Here is a 17,255-nt window from a genome sequence, read left to right on the forward strand (position 1 = left end):
AGTTTGAGCCGCACACTTACGACTGTCAAACCTAAGTGTTTGAATAATAAATGAAAATTAATCGGAATAAGAATGTTTGTGTTCCGCGTCTAGGGCGTAAGCACTTGAATTATGGGCATAAAAAAACCGGACACTAAGTCCGGTTCTTTAAAACGGGTGAATCAGGCGACCGAAAATTCTGCCGGATAGCTCATCACCGTCTGGCTGGCTTGTAGCGAAGACAGCGTTTCGCGTACCACTTGTTTGGCTAGGCAGGCACATTTGCCGCATTGGCTGGCAACACCGGTTGCTTCGCGGACTTCGCGATAGCTGCAGCAACCGTCGTAGATTGCGTCGCGGATTTTTCCATCGGTGACGCCAGTGCAAAGGCAAACGTACATAAATAAGAACCATCGCTGGTTGGGATTCAATGCCTTGGATCTTAATGTTAACGAGAATGATTGTCAAAGTGCATTGGGTCTTGATTGCGCTTTGTCTGACGTCTGCTGACGAACGGTCTGGGGCACCTTTCTACCGGGCTGCCGTCGACGACCGATTGTCGCGGACAAAAAAGCCGGGCAGCAGGGCCCGGCTTTTTATGTAGCGCAGAAGGGGTAAACAACAGGATCAGTCGTTGAAGTCTTTCCAGCCGCCCATTTGCTTCCAGCGGTTAACGATACCGCAGAACAGCTCGGCGGTTTTTTCTGTGTCGTAGCGTGCCGAATGAGCTTCGCGTCCGTCAAAGTCGATGTCAGCGGTCTGGCATGCCTTGGCCAGCACGGTTTGACCGTAAGCCAGGCCCGCGAGGGTGGCGGTATCGAAACTGGAGAACGGATGAAACGGATTGCGCTTCATGTCGAGGCGTGCAACCGCCGCGTTGAGGAAGCCCAGGTCGAAACTGCTGTTATGCCCTACCAGAATGGCACGCTTGCAACCATTGGCTTTCAGTGCCTTGCGTACGCCGCGGAAGATGTCGGTCAACGCAGTCTCTTCACTGACCGCCATGCGCAGTGGGTGATCCAGCTTGATCCCGGTGAATTCCAGCGCGGCGGCTTCGATATTGGCGCCTTCAAAAGGCTCAACACGATGGAAGTAGGTGTGTTCCGGGAACACAAAGCCTTTCTCATCCATGCCGATCGTGACAGCGGCTATTTCCAGAAGTGCATCAGTGGCGCAGTTGAAGCCGCCGGTTTCAACGTCGATTACGACCGGCAGATAGCCGCGAAAGCGCTCGGCCATCGGATGGCGTGGGCCACCATGACCGCCTTCGTGTTCGTCATCAAAATGGTCGTCACTCACAGTTGTTCCTCCAGCAGGCGCCAGCGCAGTTTTTCACCGGCGCGCAGCGGAATTACATTCAGCTCGCCGAAAGGCAGGCTGGCAGGGGCGGTCCACTCCTGGCGAACCAGGGTGATGTGTTCAGTGCTGGCAGGCAGGCCATAGAAGCGAGGGCCGTTCAAGCTGGCAAAGGCTTCCAGTTTGTCGAGCGCATTGCGTTGCTCGAAGGCTTCAGCGTACATCTCAATGGCTGCATAGGCGGTGTAGCAACCGGCACAGCCACAAGCAGCTTCCTTGGCGTGCTGGGCGTGCGGAGCCGAGTCTGTGCCAAGGAAGAACTTCGCGCTGCCGCTGGTGGCCGCATCCAGCAGGGCTTCCTGGTGGGTGTTGCGCTTGAGGATCGGCAGGCAATAGAAGTGCGGGCGAATGCCGCCCACCAGCATGTGATTGCGGTTGTAAAGTAGGTGATGAGCCGTGATGGTTGCGCCCACATTGGCCGAAGCCTCGGTGACGAACTGCACCGCATCTGCGGTGGTGATGTGCTCAAAGACAACCTTCAGGGTCGGGAAGCGTTCCACGACACGACGCATATGCTCGTCGATGAAGATTTTCTCGCGATCAAACACATCCACGTTGGCGCGGGTGACTTCGCCGTGTATCAGCAATGGCATGCCGACTTCGGCCATGGCTTCGAGGACCGGGAAGATCGCATCGATGCTGGTGACACCAGAGTCGGAATTGGTCGTTGCTCCAGCCGGATACAGCTTGGCAGCATGGACGAAGCCGCTGGCCTTGGCCGTGCGAATGTCCTCTGGCTGGGTTCGGTCAGTGAGGTACAGCACCATCAACGGCTCGAAACGGCTACCAGCCGGGCGAGCCGCCAGAATGCGTTGGCGGTAGGCATCGGCTTCGGCCGCATTACGCACCGGAGGTACCAGGTTAGGCATGATGATGGCGCGGCCAAAGGTGCGCGCAACATCCGCGACAGTGTGGGGCAACACAGCACCATCGCGAAGATGTATATGCCAGTCGTCGGGACGCAGCAGGGTCAGGCGGTCAGACATTGGGGATTCCAGGCGGGTCAAACTGATGTGAATGCTACCGGAAAAGACTCTCTCAGGCACTCGCTATCAAGTTTTGTAGCGGCTAACCGATATATCCAGGGTATGCCGTAACCGGCTGACTGATTTTTTGCAGTACAAGCCTGTGGAGCCTCCCGTGCGCCAGTGTTATCTCATTCTGTTCGGTCTGTTTACCTGCCTGCCTGCCATGGCCCTGACTTTTCAGACGCGACTGGAGAGTGTGGAGTGGAAGGTTGAAGGCGATCAGTTCGAGTGTCGTCTGATTCAGCCCATTACCGATTTTGGTTCTGGAGCCTTCGTGCGTCGCGCCGGTGAGCAAGCTGTTTTCCGACTGAATGCCTACAACTCAATGCTGGGAGAAGGCTCTGCGACCCTCTTGGCAGCGGCTGCCCCCTGGCAGCCGGGGCGGGGTGACATAAGTTTGGGGGCTGTGCGCATCGGTCGGGGTCAGGTTCTGTTCAACAGCTCTCAAAGCCAGGCCGGAGGGTTGTTTCGTGGTCTGCTGGAGGGGAGAAGTCCAGTGGTCAGGCATTATTCCCGTGAAGGCCAAGTGTCGGAGGTGCGTCTTTTACCGGTGAAATTCCGTCAAGCGTATGCGGATTACGAAGCCTGTACCGTCAAGCTGCTGCCCAGGAATTTTGAACAGGTGCGGCAAAGCCGGATCGGTTTTCCGGGCAGCGGAACCGAACTGGATGCTCAGGCCCGGAACAGCCTGCAAGTGGTGGTGGACTACTTGAAGGCAGACCCGACGGTCAATCACGTCTTTCTTGATGGCTATTCGGACAATACAGGCAATCGTTTGACCAATCGCGAGCTGTCACGCCGTCGGGCGTTAGCCGTTATGGATTACTTCAAGGAAAACGGCCTGCAAGAGTCACAGATCACACTGCGGTTTCATGGGGAACAATACCCCTTGGCAGCGAACACCAGTGCTGTGAATCGTGCGAAAAACCGTCGTGTCAGCGTGCGGCTTGAGCGCCTTCCAGTGCCTGAAAAATCAGTTCCGATAACCAGCACAACCTCCTCTTCAGAAGTACGCTAAAAAATCTGCTTGAGTCGCGCCTTTGAAACTAACTGTCGCTTTGTCGTCTTAAGCTGTCGCGCCTCTGTAAATTAATACACTTGAGCGGTAGACTGTTCGGCTTTTCGAACAACCCGTGGAGTGATGGCATGGCGGACGTAAACAAGGTCGTTCTGGCTTATTCGGGCGGCCTGGACACTTCGGTGATCCTTAAGTGGCTGCAGGATACTTATAACTGTGAAGTCGTAACCTTCACCGCTGACCTTGGTCAGGGCGAAGAGGTCGAACCTGCACGCGCCAAGGCACAAGCCATGGGCGTCAAGGAAATCTACATTGATGACCTGCGCGAAGAGTTTGTTCGTGACTTCGTTTTCCCGATGTTCCGTGCCAACACCGTTTACGAAGGCGAGTACCTGCTGGGTACTTCCATCGCACGTCCGCTGATTGCCAAACGTCTGATTGAAATCGCCAACGAAACCGGCGCCGATGCCATTTCCCACGGCGCTACCGGCAAAGGTAATGATCAGGTTCGCTTCGAACTGGGTGCCTATGCGCTGAAACCAGGGGTCAAAGTGATTGCTCCTTGGCGTGAGTGGGACTTGCTCTCGCGTGAAAAGCTGATGGATTACGCTGAAAAGCACGCAATCCCGATCGAGCGTCATGGCAAGAAAAAGTCCCCGTACTCGATGGATGCCAACCTGCTGCACATCTCTTACGAGGGCGGTGTGCTGGAAGATACCTGGACCGAGCACGAAGAAGACATGTGGCGCTGGACAAAGTCGCCAGAGGACGCGCCTAACACGCCGACCTACCTGGAACTGACTTATCGCAATGGCGATATCGTTGCACTGGATGGCGTCGAAATGACCCCGGCTACGGTATTGGCCACATTGAACCGTATCGGCGGTGAGAACGGCATCGGTCGTCTTGACATCGTTGAGAACCGTTATGTCGGGATGAAGTCTCGCGGTTGCTACGAAACCCCGGGCGGCACCATCATGCTGCGTGCTCACCGTGCCATTGAGTCCATCACTCTGGACCGTGAAGTCGCTCACCTGAAAGACGAGTTGATGCCCAAGTATGCCAGCCTGATTTACACCGGCTACTGGTGGAGCCCTGAGCGCCTCATGCTCCAACAAATGATTGATGCTTCTCAGGCACACGTTAACGGTGTTGTTCGCCTGAAACTGTACAAGGGTAACGTAATTGTTACCGGTCGTAAGTCTGATGAATCGTTGTTTGATGCCAATATTGCAACGTTCGAAGAAGATGGCGGCGCCTACAATCAGGAAGATGCAGCAGGCTTCATCAAGTTGAATGCCTTGCGCATGCGTATTGCGGCGAACAAAGGCCGTAAGTTGTTCTGACGCTAGCGCGTATTAAAAACCCCGGCCTTTCGCCGGGGTTTTTTTTGATTTAAAAAGGGACAGAGTTCATCGGGCTCAGGGTGAGCGTAATCTATTCAGCTGCCGGGTTTCTATATTGTATGTCAGCACCGTCGCCTGGCCGAAAAGTGCAGCGCTTTTGTGTTTGCTTATGGAGGTGTATTGAAGGCAGGTTTCAACTTCGGATGCTGTATCGGTGAGCAAGAGAACAAGATCATTTTTTTGCGTGCTGCTTTTTGGCAGTTGGCTGAGTTTAAAATGTTTGCGCAGCACATCATTTAATGTGTTCTTGGGTGTCAGTTGCCAGGCGGTGCAGTTCAGGTCAATCAGGTGGAAGTGTTTAAATGCGGTAGTTTCAGTTCGGGTACTGGACACCTCGGACAGGTTGAAGGGCGTATTGTCTGCGTATGCCGCAGCTTTCAGGTTATGGGGCCTGTACTTGGGGGGTTGGGGCAGGAAAATATAACGCAGAGGGGAACATGAGCTGAATTTAATACCGGGTTGAGAAAGCAGGCCGGAAGGGGACAGGTCGGTGTGGTTATTTGACTCTGCAATGGACTGATCCGGGTAAGCCTCAGTGGAAGCTGGCGCCGCAAGAGTGGCTCTCTCCTTGGACAGGTCAGCCGGGGTATAAAGGGTTTTGTTATTGAAATTAAGCGTCAGAAAGAACAGGGTGATCAGGAATGAAGGGAATACGATAAGAAACCAGACGTATATTTTCTGATTTTCTCTGTTGATATAGGGTAGCGAGGCCGCTGCAGAGGCTTCGGTCAGCATCGAAAAAATAGCGATAACCGTGAGCGGGTTATTGATGTTGATTTTGTTTTTGATCATGGGATGACCTATAGATGAGGTGTTTTATTTCAGTGAGATATCCGCGTCGTGCACGAAAAAGGACAAATAATATTTAAATAATGTTTTTTTGGTATGAGTCCGTGCTGCACCTATTGTCGGTTTACAGCACGGCTCCGCCTGGAATACGGCCCGATGCGAAGGGTTTCCAGTAAAGTTAGACCCCGGATTTTAAGTGTGCAAATAAAATGTATCGATTGCTCATTGATTTATGTGGGCGAGCTGACTGTTTTTCAGATGTATTACTTTCTGTGTAGGAGCTGGGCCGTGAAATGATGATGCCATGTATTAGGTGTTATTAAGTTTTTGGTGTAGGGCGCTGTAAAGAAAGTCGGTGCTGGTTGGTCACTGAAAATGAGTGCGGTACTTGCTGAGTTGTTGTGAGTGAAACGTTGTTTTTTGGAAGGGGGGCGACGACCTGAAGTTTGAAGGTCAGGCGTTTAGTGTTTGGCATCTTGTTTTCAGGTGATTTCCGAATGTCGTGTAGTCTTCTTCTTTAAGTACGAAATAGTAATATTTTTTTCTGGAAACAGAGTAGATTTTCAGCGTAATGCTTTGTGAGTTTAATAAATCTGTAATGAAGCTATGTTTTTTGTGGTTGAAAGTGTGATCATTTTTAAAGGGAGGTGGTAATTTACATATGTCGTCTGTAAGGTTTCGGTTGTGGGATAAAGGCAGTGGGATTAAGTCCGTTAGTTATTGGGGGTGTCAGATTAGTATCATGCGTTCTGCGGAATGATCATGTGTAGTGACGCATTTTGAGTTCTGTATTATTTGCTGAAGCTGATTTTCCTTCGAACTTCGTAGGTTTTTTCGAGAGAAGAGAGGAGGTAAGCCTGAAAGAGAATCGGGTTGTGGCCCGTAGGAGTCATGTGCTGTATTGACGGTTAAATAAAACTTGCTTCCGGGCGTTTCGGGGTAAGTCAGAGCGTTTCTTTTGGGGTGTATAAAGTTATTACCAATATTTACTAAGGTTGCGAGTGGAGTGTTGGCAGTTCTGTTCTGGATGCTCTCGTTTGCGGGTCTCTTAACGAGAAGGTGTGGCGCGGCTTGATCTCTGTGAGTGATTTTTTTGTAAGGTAAATCTTTTTTATCTGTAGGAAATGTCTTTGCTTGTTAGTGCTTGGGGGGGGCACTATGCCCAGGGTGTTGTGACTAGGCTATTGTGCTGACTCTAAAATTCGAACAGCGAAAAAAATTGGAATTTCCCATGAATAAAGTGCTGATCGTGGATGATCATCCTGTAATTCGTCTTGCCGTTCGTATGCTCATGGAGCGACATGGCTATGAAGTTATCGCCGAGACGGACAATGGTGTGGATGCTTTGCAACTTGCGCGTGAGCATGCGCCAGATATTGTTATTTTGGATATAGGTATACCCAAACTGGACGGGCTTGAAGTGATTGCGCGACTTTCAACGCCTGCAGTACCGATTAAAGTGCTGGTGCTGACTTCGCAAGCACCCGGTCATTTTTCCATGCGGTGCATGCAGGCGGGTGCCGCAGGCTATGTATGCAAACAGCAGGATTTGACGGAGCTTTTGAGTGCCATCAAGGCCGTACTTTCAGGTTACAGCTACTTTCCCAATCAGGCGCTTCATTCGGTGCGTTCCAGTCTGGGCAATGCGAGTGAGGCCGATATGGTCAACCGCCTTTCGGGGCGCGAGATGATGGTGCTGCAGCAACTGGCGCGCGGTAAAAGCAACAAGGAAATAGCCGATGGCATGTTTTTGAGCAATAAAACGGTCAGTACCTACAAGACACGCCTGCTATTGAAACTTAATGCCCGTTCGCTGGTGGATCTGATCGAGCTTGCACAGCGTAATGGCCTGGTATGAGGAGGTGCCAGCGGGTGACTGAAACCCAGTGGCCCCTGAAAACAAAAAGCCTCCGATAAAGGAGGCTTTTGATAATCCGGGTCGGTCTTAGAGATCGTAACCATAGTCTTCCAACTCTTTTCTGAGCCGTTTTTCTTCCAGGAGAGCGTCGATGGTGCGACGCTTGGCCAAATTGGTTTTGGCCACCTCAATAACAGGCTCTACGATCTCTTCCTGATCGGCCGTCGTAAAATCTTCTTCTACTTCCAGTTCTTCTTTGCCAGTGCTCATTCAGTTCACTCCAGGCTAAGACAGTCAATGGCGCCCCTTATAGCGATAATCGCTGCGCGGGTAAAAAAGATTTTCTCAATCGATCAGCCCATAAGATCTCTATTACTCAATCGTCAGAGGTTTTTTCCTTGAAATCACACAGGTCTTCTATGCGGCAGCTTCCGCAGCGCGGCTTGCGGGCCTGGCATACGTAGCGACCATGCAGGATGAGCCAATGGTGGGCATCCAGCAGGTAAGGCTTGGGTACAAACTTCATTAATTGCTTCTCTACCTCCACGACATTTTTTCCAGGAGCGATTCCAGTACGGTTGCTGACTCTGAAAATGTGCGTATCAACGGCCATCGTTAACTGCCTGAATGCTGTGTTTAGCACCACATTTGCCGTTTTCCGACCGACACCAGGAAGTGCTTCAAGCGCTTCTCGTGTTTGCGGAACTTGACTGTCATGCCGCTCAATCAGTAAGCGGCATGCCTCAATGACATTTTTGGCCTTGCTGTTATACAGGCCAATGGTCTTGATGTACGCCGACAGTCCCTCTACACCCAGAGCGTAGATGGCTTCTGGGGTATTGGCGACAGGAAACAGTTTGGCCATCGCCTTGTTGACGCTGACATCAGTAGCCTGGGCAGACAAAATCACAGCAATCAACAGCTCGAAAGGCGAGGAGTAGGCCAGCTCGGTTTTTGGCTCGGGATTGTCTTCGTGAAATCGACGAAATATTTCAAGACGTTTTGCTGCATTCATGAGTAAAAACGTTTCCTGGATAGCAGTCCGTTAAACGACGATGAGCGTGTATTGCACTTGAGAACGTATCAGGCTTCAGATTGCTCTAACGTACTCAGCGTCAATTCGGCCGCTGCAACCGCATCACACAATAGGGTCAGTTCAGAGCTGGATTGCGCTTGGGCGCTGGCCTTTTTCAGTTCGGCGCGACGCATGGCAAGCTGGATCTTGGCGCGCTTTAGCTCTGCGTTATTGCTAACGGGGGCTGGCGCAGAAACCTCGCTGGTGCTCTCCAGTTTAGCGAGTGCTTGTTCCGCGGACTCGAACTGCTCCTGAAGCAGAACCAACTGGGCTTGCTGTTGCCGCGTTGGAGGATGACCAAACGCCTTGAGCGACTTGTTCAATTGAGCACGCGCCATGGCCAGTGTGACTTTAGCTTTTTTTAGCGCTGCATCGTTGGGATTGGCAACGACAAGGGGCATGTCCTCTGCGTTTTGGGACGTGCCTGCCACTGGTGCAGATCGCTGGGTACGCACCAAGCGTTCTGTGAGCCTTTGCTGTTCCTCATGGTTCAAGCGTTCTGTACGGCGCTCGTAACGGGTGCGGGCATGATCCCTTTTTTGTGTGCGCGCCTGATATTGCTCCGCTTCATGAGCAAGTCCGCCGACGACCGCGATCACGCTCTCAGGCAATGGCCGCATTTCTATGCAGTCGACAGGGCAAGGGGCGATGCAAAGGTCACAGCCCGTGCATTCATCAATGATGACGGTATGCATGAGCTTGGCCGCGCCGAGAATGGCATCGATCGGACATGCCTGGATGCATTTGGTACAGCCAATGCATTCAGCCTCTCGAATATAGGCCACTTGGGGTGGAGCAGTGCCGCGCTCTGTATCCAGCGCCACTACCGGGATCTTGAGCAGGCTGGCCAGCGCCGAGATGGTTTCAGCGCCTCCTGGCGGGCATTTGTTGATGGCTTCGCCTTGAGCAATACCTTGCGCATAGGGTTTGCAGCCGGGGTGGCCGCATTTCCCGCATTGGGTTTGCGGCAATAAAGCATCAATACGTTGGATCAGGCTCATGGTGTGATTAGTCCAGCGACAGCGAGCCGCACCCGGGCGACATTCATCATGCGCGGTGATTAATGAGGGTTTGGCAATAAAGCGTGAGTGTCAGGTCAGTCATGATCGATACGGTCAGGCGTACGAAGCTGATTATCCGACAAGGCAAGAAGGACGGCTACTGAATGAGCAGCCCCGTATGCCCTGAGGGGTGTACGGGGCTGTCAGAAGTGGTGTTACTTGATGCGTTGACCTGGCTTGGCGCCGCTATCCGGGCTCAGCAGGTAAATCTCTTCACCTCCAGGACCAGCAGCCATCACCATGCCTTCAGACATGCCAAAACGCATTTTGCGCGGCTTAAGGTTGGCAATCATCATGGTCAGACGGCCTTCAAGCTCTGCCGGGTTCGGGTAGGCGCTTTTGATGCCCGAAAATACATTGCGTTGCTCGTCACCGATATCCAGTGTCAAACGCAGCAGCTTGTCTGCACCTTCAACCGCTTCAGCTTTGAGAATCAGTGCGACACGCAGGTCAACCGCGGCGAATGCATCAAAGTCGATTTCTGCTGCCAGCGGTTCTTTTACCAGCTCGCCATTGCCTTGAGGGGCCGCGGCGTTGGTGTCGGTCTGGCTGGCAACCAGGTCTTCTTTGGATGCGTCGGTCATGGCTTGTACTTTTACCGGGTCAATGCGGGTCATCAGCGGCTTGAATGCGTTCAACTGATGGTTGCTCAGCAGCGTGCCGTGATCGTTCCAGGTCAAGGGAGCGACATTGAGGAACGCCTCGGCATCGGCCGCGAGCAAAGGCAGTACCGGTTTGAGGAAGATGATCAACTGTCGGAACAGGTTGATGCCAAGGGCGCAGACTGCCTGGACTTCGTCCTGCTTGCCTTCCTGCTTGGCCATTGCCCAAGGCGCTTTCTCGGCGATCCAGGCATTGGCGCGGTCGGCCAGTGCCATGATTTCACGCATGGCGCGAGCGAAGTCACGGGCTTCGTACGCATCGGCAATGCTCGGTGCTGCCGCGAGGAACGCTTCGGTCAGTTCTGGCGCGGCATTGCCTTCGACCATGACCCCGGCGTTGCCCTTGTGAATGAAACCTGCACAACGGCTGGCAATGTTCACGACTTTACCGACCAGGTCCGAGTTGACCTTCTGTACGAAGTCTTCCAGATTCAGGTCCAGGTCATCGACGCCACGGCCCAGTTTTGAGGCGTAGTAGTAGCGCAGATATTCCGGCGACAAATGATCCAGATAAGTGCGGGCCTTGATAAAGGTGCCGCGGGATTTGGACATTTTCTGGCCGTTGACGGTCAGGTAGCCGTGGACGTTGATCGCCGTTGGCTTGCGGTAGCCGGCGCCTTCGAGCATGGCTGGCCAGAACAGGGCGTGGAAGTTCACGATGTCCTTGCCGATGAAATGATACAGCTCGGCGGTGGAGTCTTTGGCCCAGTACGCATCGAAGTCCAGCTCCGGACGGCGGGCGCAGAGATTCTTGAAGCTGGCCATGTAGCCGATCGGCGCGTCCAGCCAGACATAGAAGTATTTGCCTGGAGCATCCGGGATTTCGAAGCCGAAATACGGCGCATCACGGGAGATATCCCATTGCTGCAAGCCCGCGTCCAGCCATTCGGCAATTTTGTTGGCCACGGCATCTTGCAATGCGCCGCTACGGGTCCAGCTCTTGAGCATGGCGTCGAAGTCGGGCAGCTTGAAGAAGAAATGTTCGGAGTCCTTGAGGACAGGCGTGGCGCCCGAGATCGCGGATTTCGGATTTTTCAGATCGGTGGGGGCGTAGGTGGCACCACATTTTTCGCAGTTGTCACCGTATTGATCATCTGTGCCGCATTTCGGGCATGTGCCCTTGATGAAGCGATCGGCCAGGAACATTTTCTTTTCCGGGTCGAAGTACTGGGTGATCGAACGGGTAGCGATATGGCCCGCTTCGCGCAGCTTGATGTAGATCGCACTCGACAGCTCACGGTTTTCTTCGGCGTGGGTCGAATGGAAGTTATCGAAGTCGACGAGGAACTCGGCAAAGTCGGCGCTGTGTTCAGCCTGGACGTTGGCGATCAGTTGCTCCGGGGTGATGCCTTCTTTTTCGGCGCGCAACATGATTGCCGAGCCGTGGGCGTCGTCTGCGCAGACATAAGTGCACTGATGACCGCGATGCTTCTGGAAGCGCACCCACATATCGGTCTGGATGTACTCAAGCATATGGCCAAGGTGAATTGAACCATTGGCATAGGGCAGGGCGCTGGTGACGAGGATCTTGCGTGGCTCGGACATGGGGCTCGGCTACTTGATGAGACGGTGGTCGGCCACTATAAAGCGCCGGACGATATATTTCACCCAGTGGGTGTATATCTGATCGTTTACGCTGCAGTTGATCGGCTCAAAAGCCTGCTGTCCGAGGTTTATTACAGGTACGATAGCGACCTGTTTTACTCAGTCTTTCGGGAGTTGCCCATGAGCGCAGTCAATCGCGCAGCGGTGGAGGCCGTCCTTCGCCAATACACCGACCCTTATTTGAATCAGGATCCGGTCAGTGCCGGATGCGTGAAAAGCATTGAGATCGAGGGCGCGCGGGTTAGCGTCCAGCTTGAACTGGGTTATGCCGCCGGTCTGTTCAAGGGGGGCTGGGCGCAAATGCTGCAAATGGCCCTCGAAAACATGGATGGCGTGACTTCGGCCAAGGTCGAGGTCAGCTGCGTGATTGCTGCGCATAAGGCACAGGCGCAAATCCCGGGGCTGGCCAATGTGAAAAACATTGTGGCAGTTGCTTCCGGTAAGGGTGGCGTAGGCAAATCCACCACGGCCGCGAACCTGGCCCTGGCGCTGGCCCGTGAGGGTGCGCGGGTCGGGATACTTGACGCCGATATCTATGGGCCGAGCCAGGGTGTGATGTTTGGTATCGCCGAGGGCACCCGGCCGAAAATTCGTGACCAGAAGTGGTTCGTGCCAATTGAGGCCCATGGCGTTGAAGTCATGTCGATGGCATTCCTGACGGACGATAATACGCCGATGGTCTGGCGCGGTCCGATGGTGTCAGGGGCGCTTTTGCAACTGGTGACGCAAACGGCCTGGAATGATCTGGACTATCTGATCATCGATATGCCGCCTGGCACGGGTGACATTCAGCTCACGCTTGCGCAAAAAGTCCCGGTAACCGGTTCGGTGATCGTCACCACGCCACAGGATCTGGCATTGCTGGATGCGCGCAAGGGTGTCGAGATGTTCCGCAAGGTGAACATTCCGGTGTTGGGTGTTGTAGAAAACATGGCGGTACACATTTGCTCAAATTGCGGTCACACAGAGCATCTGTTTGGTGAGGGCGGCGGCGAGAAGCTGGCGACGCAATACGGCGTTGAAGTGCTGGCTTCGTTGCCGCTGTCGATGGAAATCCGCGAGCAGGCCGACAACGGCAAGCCAACAGCGGTTGCTGATCCCGAAAGCCCGATTGCGTTGATCTATCAGGAGCTGGCCCGTCAGGTGGGAGCGCGTATTGTCATGCACGAAGCGGCTTCACAGGCGATGCCTACGATTACCACTAGCGACGACTGATACGTAAAGAGTGCGGCTCTGGAATTATCTGTAGCCGCTGTCGAGGTGCGAGACTGTGATGGATTTGATTGTCGCAGTCACGTACATCGTCAGCAGCTACATTATTACGGGCATAAAAAAACCCCGCTTTAAGGGCGGGGTTTTTTACTGGATCAGTACAAGTTAGATAACTTGAACTTCCTCAGCTTGCATGCCTTTCTGACCGCGAGTAGCGATGAAAGAAACCTGTTGGCCTTCTTTCAGGCTTTTGAAGCCGTCGGACTGGATTGCTTTGAAGTGAACAAACAGGTCGTCACCGGACTGTGGAGTGATGAAGCCGAAGCCTTTTTCATCGTTGAACCACTTAACGGTACCAGTTTGGCGATTAGACATGGTGTAACTCCTTGAACAAAGATAACTGCGACGCAGGAAAAGCCCTGGCCGAGACTGAGTGCAAAGAGCAGGAAAAATTCTTGGAGATGGTTGGATCGAAATTCAACATATCGTGTAGAGATTCTCAGTGACACAAGCAGCACAGTGGCGCCACCTTAACGCTTTTTTCCGAACGTGCAAAGGGTCTTTGCGAAGGTTTCTCTAAAAACGTGACTGACGGTTGCCCTTAGAGCCTGTATTCACGGTCTCTACAGCTATTTTCGATAAATTTGCCCCAGCCTTTTGAACCGGGGACGCAGCCCCGGTAAGATGCCCAACAGAATTTTTCTACCTCGCTATTCAGGACACCCGCCATGAGCATCAAACCAGACAAGTGGATTCGCCGCATGGCGCAAGAGCACGGCATGATTGAACCTTTCGTCGAGCGTCAGGTGCGTGGCGAAGGCGAAAACCGTTTGATTTCCTACGGTGTGTCGAGCTACGGCTACGACGTTCGTTGCGCTAATGAATTCAAGGTATTCACCAATATCAATTCGGCAACCGTTGATCCAAAGAACTTCGATGAGGGCAGCTTCGTTGATGTCACCAGCGATGTTTGTATCATCCCGCCCAACTCTTTCGCCCTGGCACGCACCGTTGAGTACTTCCGTATTCCACGCAATGTGCTGACGATCTGCCTTGGTAAAAGCACGTACGCCCGTTGCGGGATCATCGTTAACGTGACGCCCCTTGAGCCTGAGTGGGAAGGCCACGTAACGCTGGAGTTCTCCAACACCACCACTTTGCCCGCAAAGATTTACGCGAACGAGGGCGTCGCGCAGATGCTGTTCTTCGAGTCGGATGAAGAGTGTGAAGTGTCTTACAAGGATCGTGGCGGCAAGTATCAGGGCCAGCGCGGCGTGACCTTGCCACGCACCTGACGAACAGCGGGAATTCCTGAGCGATAAGGCACTCTATTGAGTGTATTGATTTCCGGTTACGCACCCAGCGAGCCGGATCATCGCTCAGGAGTGCCCTTATGAAGATCGATCCGAGTATCCGCGCCCAGCTTGCACGCCTGGAGCCGAATCAAGTCGGAGTGCTGGCATGGTCATTACTTGCCCAGCCTCAGATGAACGCAGGCGGCATCCCCGGCCAGCCTGACCCCGATACCCCCCAACCGACTGAACCAGGTGTACCAACGGTGCCTGACGAACCACCACCTGCGCCTGTTGCCTGAGAGGTGTGCCTCGTGAGCGTGCGCTGGAGAGCTCAGGGCGTCATCGGGCAATGATCTGGACAGCGCAAACAGCTGGTCAAGGCCCCACAAAAACGTTGTCGTTTCTGTGGGGATCGTTGTTTATTTGCCCGGAACGAGCGTAAGGCGCGTGTTGCCGTAGATTTTGTTGAAGTTCTGCGGCTGCATCGGGAAACTGATGTATTGGCCCTTGAGCCAGGGCTCGATACCGTCGGTGTAGTGCGGGCTGGCCGGGTTACTGGATTGCCCGCTGCTGTTCTGGCCCATCATCGGTTCGACTTGCCCGAAATCAACGATCATGCGCATTGCGGGAATCAGGGTGGTCTCGAAGTTGTTGTCGCCTGGGTTGTAGCCCGCGATATTCAACGTAGTGTGATCGCCGCCTGCTGCAATCGGGCCACGGACGGTCTGGCCGCTTGCATTGCGCCACAGGTAATGATGCAGCTTGCCCCACTGCCACGCCTTGCGGTCACTGCCCAGCAAGGTATCGCCGGTGCTGATGGTTGCCGCGAGGGTGCGCGCCAGAATGGTCGGTTTGTCTTCTTTTTGCGAGGTCTGGATATCGTCCCAGAACGGGCTGTCTTCGCGTCCCAGCAGGTGATCGGCATTGGCTGAGTAAGACAGGCTGGCGTTGGCCGAGAAGGCCTTCCAGGCCGGGCTGCTCTGTGGCCCCAGCTCGTCGAGAAAAGTGAGTCGGGTGCTTTCTTGCAGAAACAGCTCATACAGTGCCGCATCCGCGGATGTGGCACTCAGTTTGCCGTCAAAGGCCATCAAATGGCTCAGTGCAGCATTGGCGTTGGCCCTGTCCAACGGTGGCAAGGCCGCAATGGCCTGCTTGAGAGGTTGTGCCATTCCCGGTGCGGTGAACATGGTTTTCAGCTTGGCCGCAAACAGTGTGGTCTGGTCGTACTGCATCGCGATCATGCTGCGAGCGTCGTGTTTGCCGCTGCCCGCCAGCTGTGCGAGACGTTCGCTGCGTTCCGGCGATAGCCAGGAGTTGGACAACTGCATACCGTAGCCAAAGGCTGCGGTGCGCTGGTTGGCCGTCCCCAGCCAGCCTTGGGCCGGATCCTGATCGTAGGGGTGCAGCATTGGATCGGCGTAACCATCCCAGTCGTAACGGCTGTCCCAGCCCGGTGAAGGGAACAGCCCGAGGCCCTCGCGGCGATTAGGGTACAAACCGGTGACTTGCCAGCCGGTGTGACTGGCATCCGCGTACACAAGGTTCAGGGCGACAGCGCGGATTTCCCGGCTGGCATCCGAAGCCTTTTCGCTGTTTTGGGCGCGGGACAAGTCAAAAAATGCATCCAGGGTTTTGTCGCCTTTCAGCGCCGGCGTTTGCAGGGCCAGACCCAGGTTGCTGTTCAGGGCGCCTGGCTCACCGAGCAGGCTGTTGAGCAGTGCTCCGTGACGTGTTTCGTAAATGGTTTCACGAACCGGGCGCTGACCTTTGACGAAAAACGTTTCGGTGCGCGCCGTTGCGGGCAGCCATTTCCCGTCGGCCAGGTAGTACAGCTTGTTGCCCTGGCGTTTGAGTTTCTCCACGAACACATCCTGGTTATCTCCCATGGCCATGCTCACGCCCCAGGCCACCTTGCCGTTAAACCCGGCAAACAGCGTTGGCAAACCCGCGATCGAAGCCCCGGCGGCCTGATATTTGGGCGCCCGGATCTGCACGTAGCTCCAGGCCGAAGGTACGCCGATCGGCTGATGGATATCATTGGCCAGCAGGCTTTTGCCGTGACGGCTGCGTTGCGGGCCAATTGCCCAGTTACTGGATGCCGTAACACCCGGCAGGCTCAGACGGGTCACGTGTTCAACGGCTTGGGTAACCGTGCTCAATCCCGAGAGCTGGTTGCCCAGGTCCAGTCCTTTGAGCTTGTCGGCCTCGCTGGTTGGCAAGGTTTCATTGGGGTAGGTCGGCGTCAGCCAGGGCAATTTATCGGTGCCGACTTTTTGCGCCAGCAGCAATGAGTTGAGTTCTTCCTGCAGATTGACCGACATCCCGAAATTCAACAGGCTGAAAATCAGCGCGCTGTCTTCAGGTTTCCAGTACTCGGCTTTGTAACCGGCCTGGGCCAGATCCGCAGGAAGCTTGTCGCGATAGCGGAAGAGGTAGGCGTTGACGCCGCGGGCGTATACCTCGAAAAACCTCTGAAGGCGGGGTGACGCACTTTTATAGAGTTCGGCGGCGTTCTTTTTCAGGTTGACGCTGCGCATCAGCCGGTCAGTATCCAGTGCCTCGCTACCATCAAGCTCGGCCAGCCGGCCCTGGGCCAGCAAGCGCAAGCGCACCATCTGACTGATGCGGTCGCTGGCGTGTACGTAACCCAAAGTGAACAGTGCATCGTGAAAGCTGCTGCTTTCGATCAACGGCATGCCCTGGCTATTACGGCGAACCGATACGTTCTGTGCCAACCCTTTCAGCGGCTGCACACCCGAGGTGGGTACCAGGCTTTCTGTGGAGTGGTTGTTTATCTGGCAACCGGTCAAGCCCAGCAGGCTGACCACTGCCGCGGCAACGCCGAACCGGGGTAGAACACGAATGAGGGCTGGCGAGGCCATGGCAAAGCTCCTGCGGGATGGGCATCAAA

Annotated in this window: 16 protein-coding genes; 6 read left to right on the forward strand and 10 right to left on the reverse strand. The window is 54.3% G+C overall.

Annotated elements, in window-relative coordinates; all coding sequences use genetic code 11:
- Window positions 1-161: 161 nt before the first annotated feature.
- The 3 genes from DQN55_RS04895 to pyrC form a co-directional block, all read right to left on the reverse strand.
- Window positions 162-380: a bacterioferritin-associated ferredoxin gene (locus tag DQN55_RS04895; protein WP_048378032.1), complete on the reverse strand. Its 219-nt coding sequence runs from the start codon at window positions 378-380 to the stop codon at window positions 162-164.
- A gap of 226 nt (window positions 381-606) precedes the next feature.
- A complete protein-coding gene (rnt, locus tag DQN55_RS04900) occupies window positions 607-1,278 on the reverse strand; it encodes a ribonuclease T (protein ID WP_048378031.1) in 672 nt (223 codons plus the stop codon).
- Window positions 1,275-2,321, reverse strand: coding sequence for a dihydroorotase (pyrC, locus tag DQN55_RS04905; protein WP_048378030.1), 1,047 nt, complete (start codon window positions 2,319-2,321; stop codon window positions 1,275-1,277). Before pyrC ends, rnt begins: the two co-directional genes overlap by 4 nt.
- A 154-nt stretch (window positions 2,322-2,475) precedes the next feature.
- Here pyrC and DQN55_RS04910 point away from each other — a divergent pair, with 154 nt between their 5' ends.
- Together DQN55_RS04910 and DQN55_RS04915 are read left to right on the forward strand one after the other, a co-directional pair.
- Entirely contained in the window at window positions 2,476-3,381 is a 906-nt protein-coding gene (locus DQN55_RS04910) for a flagellar protein MotY (RefSeq protein WP_048378029.1), read from the forward strand.
- A 128-nt stretch (window positions 3,382-3,509) separates the two neighbouring features.
- Window positions 3,510-4,727, forward strand: coding sequence for an argininosuccinate synthase (locus tag DQN55_RS04915; RefSeq protein ID WP_048378028.1), 1,218 nt, complete (start codon window positions 3,510-3,512; stop codon window positions 4,725-4,727).
- A gap of 75 nt (window positions 4,728-4,802) precedes the next feature.
- Here the strand turns inward: DQN55_RS04915 and DQN55_RS04920 are convergent, their stop codons facing one another.
- Window positions 4,803-5,579, reverse strand: a complete 777-nt coding sequence (locus tag DQN55_RS04920) for a hypothetical protein (RefSeq protein WP_053070881.1) — start codon at window positions 5,577-5,579, stop codon at window positions 4,803-4,805.
- Between the two features lie 1,228 nt (window positions 5,580-6,807).
- On the opposite strand from DQN55_RS04920, the gene DQN55_RS04925 reads away from it, so the two are divergent.
- On the forward strand, window positions 6,808-7,434 hold the full coding sequence (locus DQN55_RS04925; RefSeq protein WP_048359026.1) for a response regulator transcription factor: 627 nt from the start codon (window positions 6,808-6,810) through the stop codon (window positions 7,432-7,434).
- An 87-nt stretch (window positions 7,435-7,521) separates the two neighbouring features.
- On the opposite strand, the gene DQN55_RS04930 is transcribed toward DQN55_RS04925, so the two are convergent.
- The 4 genes from DQN55_RS04930 to metG all read right to left on the reverse strand — a co-directional run bounded on the left by DQN55_RS04930 (window position 7,522) and on the right by metG (window position 11,777).
- The gene (locus tag DQN55_RS04930; RefSeq protein ID WP_048378027.1) at window positions 7,522-7,704 is read right to left on the reverse strand and encodes a PA3496 family putative envelope integrity protein; all 183 of its coding nucleotides are present in this window, start codon (window positions 7,702-7,704) and stop codon (window positions 7,522-7,524) included.
- Window positions 7,705-7,810: 106 nt separating this feature from the next.
- A complete protein-coding gene (nth, locus tag DQN55_RS04935; RefSeq protein WP_048378026.1) occupies window positions 7,811-8,449 on the reverse strand; it encodes an endonuclease III in 639 nt (212 codons plus the stop codon).
- A gap of 68 nt (window positions 8,450-8,517) precedes the next feature.
- Window positions 8,518-9,510, reverse strand: a complete 993-nt coding sequence (rsxB, locus tag DQN55_RS04940; protein ID WP_048378025.1) for an electron transport complex subunit RsxB — start codon at window positions 9,508-9,510, stop codon at window positions 8,518-8,520.
- Window positions 9,511-9,725: 215 nt separating this feature from the next.
- Window positions 9,726-11,777 carry a methionine--tRNA ligase gene (metG, locus tag DQN55_RS04945; protein ID WP_048378024.1) on the reverse strand — a complete coding sequence of 684 codons (2,052 nt, stop codon included), beginning with the start codon at window positions 11,775-11,777 and terminating at the stop codon, window positions 9,726-9,728.
- Between the two features lie 180 nt (window positions 11,778-11,957).
- Here metG and apbC point away from each other — a divergent pair, with 180 nt between their 5' ends.
- Window positions 11,958-13,052 (forward strand): iron-sulfur cluster carrier protein ApbC, encoded by a 1,095-nt coding sequence (apbC, locus tag DQN55_RS04950; protein ID WP_048378448.1) that lies wholly within the window; start codon window positions 11,958-11,960, stop codon window positions 13,050-13,052.
- A 162-nt stretch (window positions 13,053-13,214) separates the two neighbouring features.
- Here apbC and DQN55_RS04955 read toward each other — a convergent pair whose 3' ends face one another.
- On the reverse strand, window positions 13,215-13,424 hold the full coding sequence (locus DQN55_RS04955; protein ID WP_002554837.1) for a cold-shock protein: 210 nt from the start codon (window positions 13,422-13,424) through the stop codon (window positions 13,215-13,217).
- A gap of 353 nt (window positions 13,425-13,777) precedes the next feature.
- On the opposite strand from DQN55_RS04955, the gene dcd reads away from it, so the two are divergent.
- Window positions 13,778-14,344, forward strand: coding sequence for a dCTP deaminase (dcd, locus tag DQN55_RS04960; protein ID WP_003443164.1), 567 nt, complete (start codon window positions 13,778-13,780; stop codon window positions 14,342-14,344).
- Between the two features lie 98 nt (window positions 14,345-14,442).
- A complete protein-coding gene (locus tag DQN55_RS04965; RefSeq protein ID WP_048352666.1) occupies window positions 14,443-14,643 on the forward strand; it encodes a hypothetical protein in 201 nt (66 codons plus the stop codon).
- Between the two features lie 120 nt (window positions 14,644-14,763).
- On the opposite strand, the gene DQN55_RS04970 is transcribed toward DQN55_RS04965, so the two are convergent.
- Complete coding sequence (locus DQN55_RS04970) at window positions 14,764-17,226, reverse strand: penicillin acylase family protein (RefSeq protein WP_048378023.1); 2,463 nt, start codon at window positions 17,224-17,226, stop codon at window positions 14,764-14,766.
- Window positions 17,227-17,255: the final 29 nt, after the last annotated feature.

Source organism: Pseudomonas taetrolens, assembly GCF_900475285.1.
In the GTDB taxonomy this organism is placed as follows: domain Bacteria; phylum Pseudomonadota; class Gammaproteobacteria; order Pseudomonadales; family Pseudomonadaceae; genus Aquipseudomonas; species Aquipseudomonas taetrolens.

Bases quoted from the DNA above. Each gene is read 5' to 3' on its own strand.
- DQN55_RS04930 (WP_048378027.1), bottom strand. From the start codon at position 7,704: ATGAGCACTGGCAAAGAAGAACTGGAAGTAGAAGAAGATTTTACGACG.
- apbC (WP_048378448.1), top strand. From the start codon at position 11,958: ATGAGCGCAGTCAATCGCGCAGCGGTGGAGGCCGTCCTTCGCCAATAC.
- DQN55_RS04955 (WP_002554837.1), bottom strand. From the start codon at position 13,424: ATGTCTAATCGCCAAACTGGTACCGTTAAGTGGTTCAACGATGAAAAA.
- DQN55_RS04920 (WP_053070881.1), bottom strand. From the start codon at position 5,579: ATGATCAAAAACAAAATCAACATCAATAACCCGCTCACGGTTATCGCT.
- rsxB (WP_048378025.1), bottom strand. From the start codon at position 9,510: ATGAGCCTGATCCAACGTATTGATGCTTTATTGCCGCAAACCCAATGC.
- DQN55_RS04965 (WP_048352666.1), top strand. From the start codon at position 14,443: ATGAAGATCGATCCGAGTATCCGCGCCCAGCTTGCACGCCTGGAGCCG.
- metG (WP_048378024.1), bottom strand. From the start codon at position 11,777: ATGTCCGAGCCACGCAAGATCCTCGTCACCAGCGCCCTGCCCTATGCC.
- DQN55_RS04925 (WP_048359026.1), top strand. From the start codon at position 6,808: ATGAATAAAGTGCTGATCGTGGATGATCATCCTGTAATTCGTCTTGCC.
- nth (WP_048378026.1), bottom strand. From the start codon at position 8,449: ATGAATGCAGCAAAACGTCTTGAAATATTTCGTCGATTTCACGAAGAC.
- pyrC (WP_048378030.1), bottom strand. From the start codon at position 2,321: ATGTCTGACCGCCTGACCCTGCTGCGTCCCGACGACTGGCATATACAT.
- DQN55_RS04915 (WP_048378028.1), top strand. From the start codon at position 3,510: ATGGCGGACGTAAACAAGGTCGTTCTGGCTTATTCGGGCGGCCTGGAC.
- DQN55_RS04895 (WP_048378032.1), bottom strand. From the start codon at position 380: ATGTACGTTTGCCTTTGCACTGGCGTCACCGATGGAAAAATCCGCGAC.
- DQN55_RS04970 (WP_048378023.1), bottom strand. From the start codon at position 17,226: ATGGCCTCGCCAGCCCTCATTCGTGTTCTACCCCGGTTCGGCGTTGCC.
- dcd (WP_003443164.1), top strand. From the start codon at position 13,778: ATGAGCATCAAACCAGACAAGTGGATTCGCCGCATGGCGCAAGAGCAC.